The organism is Enterococcus cecorum, from assembly GCF_052119425.1.
Taxonomy (GTDB): domain Bacteria; phylum Bacillota; class Bacilli; order Lactobacillales; family Enterococcaceae; genus Enterococcus_E; species Enterococcus_E cecorum_C.
In genome coordinates this window covers 82,172-88,270 of the sequence record NZ_JBQKFH010000004.1, presented here as the reverse complement: position 1 = coordinate 88,270, position 6,099 = coordinate 82,172, and the positions used below count along the sequence as shown (strand labels likewise).

Genomic DNA, 6,099 nt, shown 5'->3' with positions numbered 1-6,099 from the left:
TAACGAAAGAATTCAGGCAAAAACAAAATGGATGCCACCTGCAAAGTACAGGTTAGCATCCTTGTGTTCCGCCTAGTTCATATATGTGTCCAGGATTCTGGGTACATATCACTGTTGTGGGGGATTTTTTATTATTTGTGAAAAAATTTGGAATGATATATAGTTGAGATGAATAAATGCTTTTTCAAAGTAGCTGAAAGGCAAGGAATGAAAGAAGTTCAAAATTTTTTAGCTCAACTTTCCACAATCATTCCCAAGACGGATAATTAACTTGTGATAAGATGGCAGAATAAATTTGAAGAAAAGAAGCGGAGGATGACAAAAATGAAAGCGGTTAAAACTATTCTGCATTGGTTTTCTTTGATTTTAATTGGTTTAGTTGGTGGCATGGGCGGCGATCTTAAAGATTTTCAATAAGATAAAGGAAGGTGAGTAGCATGGCTAGTATCCTATGGTTAAAATTTTTGTTTATGATTCCCAGCTTTTTAATGTATTTAGTCGCGTTTGTCAGCTATAAAGTACGCGAACAATTAAGAATCCCCTTAATCGTCAAAATTTTGTTAGGCTTACTAGTCATTCTAGCCACACTTTGGATTATATATGTCGCACACTTCGGAGTAAACAGCTAAAAGGTCGTGAGAAGGGTCGATTAGCTCCAAGCAGCTAAGGTTGTCCGGAATGTCAGGAAAATCAATCGTATGTTGAGATTTTCCTAGACAGTCCGGCTTAGATGCACAGGAGCTACCCTTCGAACGCCGAGTATAAATGTCGTGAAGCAGCTTGGAAAGCCTCGAAAGAAATTCGTGTGTATATCTACCACTGAGAAAATTGCTGATTCATAAGTAGTAAAAATGAACGACTTCTTACTTCACAAGTGAGGAGTCTTTTTCTTTGACAAAATTTCACTTTACATGTAAAGTGATGGTCAAGAGGTGAGGAACATGAAGAAATTACCTTTAGCTGTCTTGGTTTGGTTGCGGATGGCTCGACTGACCGCACGCATGAATCAACAATCTAATGAATTTTTACAACAAGACGGGTTAACTGCAGCTCAATTTGAAGTCTTAGTGTTAATCGAACGCTATCAGCCCATCAGCCAACAACAACTAGCCAATCAATTAACTGTCACGCAAGGTGGGATTTCGCGGTTATTACAGCGGATGCAACAAGCAGGACTCATTGAAAAGAAGGCTTGCGGAAAGGAAAAACATATTTTCTTATCTGCTTTAGGACAAGAAAAATTAAGTCAAGTTTATGATAAACAAATAACCAATCAAGCCCAGATGTTTGATTCATTATCTAAAGACGAATTACAAACACTCTTTCAATTATTAACAAAATTAAGTCAAGAAAAGATAGAGGAGCGATGAATGATGAAAAATACCGGCATTCACCATGTATCAGTTTTAGTAAGAAGTGCAAAAAAAGCTTATGATTTCTATACGAATATTTTAGGCCTAAAGATGTTTTTAAAGACCGTCAATCAAGATGATCCAACCATGTATCACTTATTTTTTGGTGATCAAGAAGCACGGGAAGGGACCGAGTTTACTGTTTTTGAGATGAGTCATTTTCGTGATAATCAATTTGGTACCAATGCGATTGAACGGGTGATGTTTTTGGTGACATCAGTGGACTCGCTTTACTTTTGGCAAGAACGCTTAGAAAAAATGGGGGTCTTACATTATGGTATCGAGACTTTCCGCAATCAAGAAATTTTGCGTTTTGAAGATTTTGACGGCATGAAGTTAGGCTTGATGGTGGCTAAAGATGCCTCGATTGCTAAAGGAACGCCACATCCAGAAATTCCTGATGAACATTTGATTTTTGGAATGGGGGCAGTCTTCCTACGAGTGCGTTATTTAGAAGCAAGTTTAGACATGTTGACCACCCGCCTAGGATTTACCCAAGAAGAGCCAATCGATTATTTTAATCACACCTTAATTCCTTTACATATCCATAATTTGTGGCAGCATGAAATATACTTAATTGAAGATAAAGACAATAAGCGCGAACGACTAGGCGTAGGTGGCATGCATCATATTGCTTTTGGGGTTGATAATGAAGCGACTTTGGCAGCTTTTGCACAATACTTAGATGACGAAAATATCCATCATTCGGGAATTGTGAATCGTGAATTTTTCCAATCTTTATATTATCGTGAACCAAATAGTATTTTATATGAAATTGCAACCCCGCCAATTGATCGCGTGCCATACTTACAAACACCACAAGCGACTTTTGATGAGTATGAATTAATTTTACCAAGCTTTTTAGAAGACCAACGCGCAACGATTGAACGTGATTTAGCACAACAAGAAAGATAAGAAAAGAGGCGAGTTTGATGCGTTATCTTAATAATCGTGGAAGGAATCAACGACTTTTTGTCACTTTTCATGGCACTGGAGGCAACTTATATAGTTTGTATTTTTTAACAGAGGAACTAGATGCTAAAGCGGGTGTGCTTAGTTTTTTAGGCGATAAAGGAGTAGGGGTGAATCGCCGCTATTTCAATCCTTTGGTCAATCAAGAATTGGACCGCGAAGATTTTACGCACCAAGTTTCGCGATTTTTAGAACTTTGGGACAGCTTAGAGATTACAGCAAGTGAAATTGTGGCAATCGGCTATTCGAATGGCGCAAATTTCTTACAAGGAATTTTAAGCCAACATCCAGATTTTGCGGATCAAGTGATATTATTACATCCAAGTGATTTTCAATTTGATTTCACGCCTTCAAGTAAACCTAAACGCCTATTAGTGACAGCAGGGAGTCTAGATACTTTGGTGTCACCTGGCGCAAGTATGCAACTCGTGAAAAGATTACAAAGTGCTTTTCCAGATACGCAGTTAGAACTGTTGGATGGAGGACATGGAGTCAGTGATGCTGAAATTGAAAAAGTCAAAAAATGGTTAAATGCATAAGAAAAAAAGCGAGTTTGCCACCATAGGTAAGCTCTCTTTTTTAGGTTTAATTATCAGAAAATTCTTGAACATAACAAAAAAACGATTACAATATAAGTGGAAAGTCAATAAAAATGAGGTGATTTGGATGAAACGCAAATGGTTAGGGTTAGTTCTGTTTGTCATTGGGGTGATTAGTTTTGGTTGTGGACAAAAACAAGCCAATGAAAGGATTCAAGCAACCGATCAACAAGGCGTGTACACTGTGCAACTGCAAGAAAAGGAAGGATTTGTCGTCAAGGTTGAGGATAAAAAGGCTGTAGAGATTGCTAAAGATAAATATCCGACTGCCATGAAATTACAATTGAGTATCAAAGTAGATAAGAATGGTTATGAAATAGAGCTCAAGGATAAGAAGAGTGATATTGGCGCTACCTCACGTCTAAAACTTGATAAATCGTATCAATATGCAGCGTTTGTAGCTAATAAGGATCAGTTTCCAGAAAAGTTAGGCAGCATGATTTTTACCAATGATGAAAAAATCTATCAAAAAGCACAAAAATCGGTATCTGAGCTTTCCGATTCACAAGCAGCCCAGGCAAAAATATTCAGTGTGACAACGAAATAAAAAAATGTCCATCCTATTTTACATGAGTAGGGTGGACATTGTGTTTACAGATATAATTCTTCGGCATCTAATTCCCATTTAGTTTGTTTTGGATAGTAAGTGAGCGTACCGACAAAATCCTTAGACTTAATGGTTTGTTGGCTTAACTTCAATCCGGCTTCTTCTGCGGCATAAAGGGGAATTTCAAAAGATTTATTGGTGACTTTAGCTTTTGGAAAGTAAAAAACTAGACCGTCTTTTAATAATTCACGTAAATCTTTGACCAAATCAATGGGTAAAGTCGGTACTTCGATTGGTTTGCGTTTGAAGAAAGGGCGTTGGTCATTTAATTCTTGGTAAATAATCCAAGTAATTTGTTTGGCCAAAATGCGATAAAATTCTTCAATATAACGATAATAAACCCGCAATAGGTCATCACCTAAATCGAAGTAGACGAAATTGTTTTGTAATTTATAGAAAAATGGTGAATGAAGGTGTGTTTTCATATGACCAAGATAAAGTAATTCGGAAATTTCTAAGGCGGAAAGTTCTTTAATCATGGTCAAGTCGGTAAAGTCAATCCAACGCACATCTTGATTGTTACGACGTTTAGACATGTTTTGTAAAAATTGTTCGACCGCAAAACTACCTTTTATGACTTTTAAGTTCGTATGGTTTTCAAATTCACCATCAAGACTAGCTGGGTTCAGTAAAAGGAGATTATTCGGACGATGAATCAGACCTCGTTGGAAATCTTTAGCTTGGATGCCGCGACTCAAAACGACATTGCTAGTGGTATCCATATGTACAAAAATTGGTGAATTCATCTGACAAACTCCTTTCCTAGTCTGTTTTCATTCTACAATAAAGTAAGGGAAAATAATCATTTCTTTTCTTTTAAAAATATATTACAAAAGATTATCATTAATCGTTTTCATGGAAAATCATTTTCTTTCATTGGCATTTTCAACAACAATACCTACCCAAAATGAAAATTTCGCTTTCAAACCAATTTCATAGTATAATAAAAACGCAAACAAACAAAAAAAGCGAATATAATATATAGAGGCTATCACTCAGCTCGATCAGACGTGCGAAAATTCGTGTGTTACCCGCCAAATGGAAAATCAGCGAGGTTAAGGATTTTCCAATTTGGAGGGGCGAATTTTCAATACGTCTAGCTGAGGGATGCCGTTTGGATAGGAGCGTGATGCGGGTCGGTTAGCTACAAGCGGATAAGTTTTCCAGAACGTCAGGAAAGTCCGAAAAGTAAAGACTTTCCAAGACGGGCTGGCTTATACGCGCAAGTAGCTACTCGCAGAACGCGGACTAATAGAGGCTATCACTCAGCTCGATCAGACGTGCGAAAATTTGAGTGGTGTGCCTAAAAAATGGAAAAATTGAAGGAGGAAAAGCGATGGCAGATTCATTTTCATTTGAGATTGTCGAACACATTGCCGTATTGTCAGAAAATGCAAAAGGATGGAAGAAAGAACTGAATTTGGTGAGTTGGAATGGACGACCACCGAAATTTGACCTACGTGATTGGGATAGCGAACACGCAAAAATGGGCAAGGGAATTACTTTGACAAATGAAGAACTAGCCGCTTTAAAATCGACTTTAGAACAAATGCAGGTGTAAATGATGAAAAGTATGACAGGTTTTGGAAAAGCCAGTGTGGAAGATGAGGCTTATCGTGTAAATATTGAAATCAAGAGTGTGAATCATCGTTTTTTAGATGTGCAATTAAAGCTGCCAACGGGGATGAGTGCTTTTGATTTAGCTATTAGAAAGCAAGTTAGTCAAAAATTGAGTCGTGGTCGGGTCGAATTAATTTGTAAATTAGAGGAATTGCAGGCTAGCTCAAAAAAAGCTAAGGTAAATCATGAATTATTTACCCAAGTGATGGCACAATTGCCGGAAGTTTCACCAGAAAATTTGATTAGTCAATTATTACTTCGCGAAGAATTTATCGAAGTAACCAATCAAGAAATTGCGACAGAGCGTTTGCAAGGTTTGGTACTTAGTGCTTTAGACCAAGCTTTAGATCAATTAGTGGCAAAAAGAGCGCAAGAAGGTGAGCAAATTTACCAAGTTTTACAGCAGCAAGGTCAAGAAGCAGCTACCGTCTTAACGCAATTAGTCGCTTTTCAAGATGTTTATGAAAAAGAATATCAAGCGCGCTATACAAAGAAATTACAAGATTACTTAGGCGGTGTGGTGGATCAAGATCGCCTTTTAATGGAATTAGCCATTTTATTAGAAAAAGGCGATATCCACGAAGAGATGGACCGCTTGAACATTCATTTACAGACCTATGCCGCTACCTTGCAAAAAAAGGTGCCTATAGGAAGAGAGCTAGACTTTTTAGTGCAAGAAATGAATCGTGAAGTCAATACCATCGGATCTAAGACGAGTCATGTCACCTTAAAAGGCTATGTCATCCAATTAAAGACAATCTTAGAAAAAATCCGCGAACAAATTCAAAACGTAGAGTAAAAAATTAACGCAAAAAAGAGAATGCATAGTTTTTTCCTATAAACTTTCTCATATACGGAATTTATTCTTGAAACTTTTCAAAAAAAAGTG

7 protein-coding genes are annotated in these 6,099 nt (G+C 37.3%); 6 read left to right on the top strand and 1 reads right to left on the bottom strand.

The window, feature by feature from the left end; translation table 11 throughout:
- Positions 1 to 941: 941 nt before the first annotated feature.
- The 4 genes from ACTQZM_RS01800 to ACTQZM_RS01785 all read left to right on the top strand — a co-directional run bounded on the left by ACTQZM_RS01800 (position 942) and on the right by ACTQZM_RS01785 (position 3,530).
- A complete protein-coding gene (locus ACTQZM_RS01800) occupies positions 942 to 1,370 on the top strand; it encodes a MarR family winged helix-turn-helix transcriptional regulator (RefSeq protein ID WP_441652716.1) in 429 nt (142 codons plus the stop codon).
- Positions 1,371 to 2,327 carry a VOC family protein gene (locus ACTQZM_RS01795; RefSeq protein ID WP_441652715.1) on the top strand — a complete coding sequence of 319 codons (957 nt, stop codon included), beginning with the start codon at positions 1,371 to 1,373 and terminating at the stop codon, positions 2,325 to 2,327.
- A 17-nt stretch (positions 2,328 to 2,344) separates the two neighbouring features.
- A complete protein-coding gene (locus ACTQZM_RS01790; protein WP_441652714.1) occupies positions 2,345 to 2,923 on the top strand; it encodes an alpha/beta hydrolase in 579 nt (192 codons plus the stop codon).
- A 127-nt stretch (positions 2,924 to 3,050) separates the two neighbouring features.
- Positions 3,051 to 3,530, top strand: coding sequence for a hypothetical protein (locus ACTQZM_RS01785; RefSeq protein WP_441652713.1), 480 nt, complete (start codon positions 3,051 to 3,053; stop codon positions 3,528 to 3,530).
- A gap of 44 nt (positions 3,531 to 3,574) precedes the next feature.
- Here the strand turns inward: ACTQZM_RS01785 and ACTQZM_RS01780 are convergent, their stop codons facing one another.
- Complete coding sequence (locus ACTQZM_RS01780; protein WP_441652712.1) at positions 3,575 to 4,336, bottom strand: hypothetical protein; 762 nt, start codon at positions 4,334 to 4,336, stop codon at positions 3,575 to 3,577.
- A gap of 590 nt (positions 4,337 to 4,926) precedes the next feature.
- Here ACTQZM_RS01780 and ACTQZM_RS01775 point away from each other — a divergent pair.
- Positions 4,927 to 5,151, top strand: a complete 225-nt coding sequence (locus ACTQZM_RS01775; protein ID WP_016250682.1) for a YdbC family protein — start codon at positions 4,927 to 4,929, stop codon at positions 5,149 to 5,151.
- Between the two features lie 3 nt (positions 5,152 to 5,154).
- Positions 5,155 to 6,009 carry a YicC/YloC family endoribonuclease gene (locus ACTQZM_RS01770; RefSeq protein WP_441652711.1) on the top strand — a complete coding sequence of 285 codons (855 nt, stop codon included), beginning with the start codon at positions 5,155 to 5,157 and terminating at the stop codon, positions 6,007 to 6,009.
- Positions 6,010 to 6,099 lie beyond the last annotated feature (90 nt).

What these genes read in the sequence shown, in the direction of transcription:
- ACTQZM_RS01800 (WP_441652716.1), top strand. Translation starts at nt 942, where the DNA reads ATGAAGAAATTACCTTTAGCTGTCTTGGTTTGGTTGCGGATGGCTCGA.
- ACTQZM_RS01795 (WP_441652715.1), top strand. Translation starts at nt 1,371, where the DNA reads ATGATGAAAAATACCGGCATTCACCATGTATCAGTTTTAGTAAGAAGT.
- ACTQZM_RS01790 (WP_441652714.1), top strand. Translation starts at nt 2,345, where the DNA reads ATGCGTTATCTTAATAATCGTGGAAGGAATCAACGACTTTTTGTCACT.
- ACTQZM_RS01785 (WP_441652713.1), top strand. Translation starts at nt 3,051, where the DNA reads ATGAAACGCAAATGGTTAGGGTTAGTTCTGTTTGTCATTGGGGTGATT.
- ACTQZM_RS01780 (WP_441652712.1), bottom strand. Translation starts at nt 4,336, where the DNA reads ATGAATTCACCAATTTTTGTACATATGGATACCACTAGCAATGTCGTT.
- ACTQZM_RS01775 (WP_016250682.1), top strand. Translation starts at nt 4,927, where the DNA reads ATGGCAGATTCATTTTCATTTGAGATTGTCGAACACATTGCCGTATTG.
- ACTQZM_RS01770 (WP_441652711.1), top strand. Translation starts at nt 5,155, where the DNA reads ATGAAAAGTATGACAGGTTTTGGAAAAGCCAGTGTGGAAGATGAGGCT.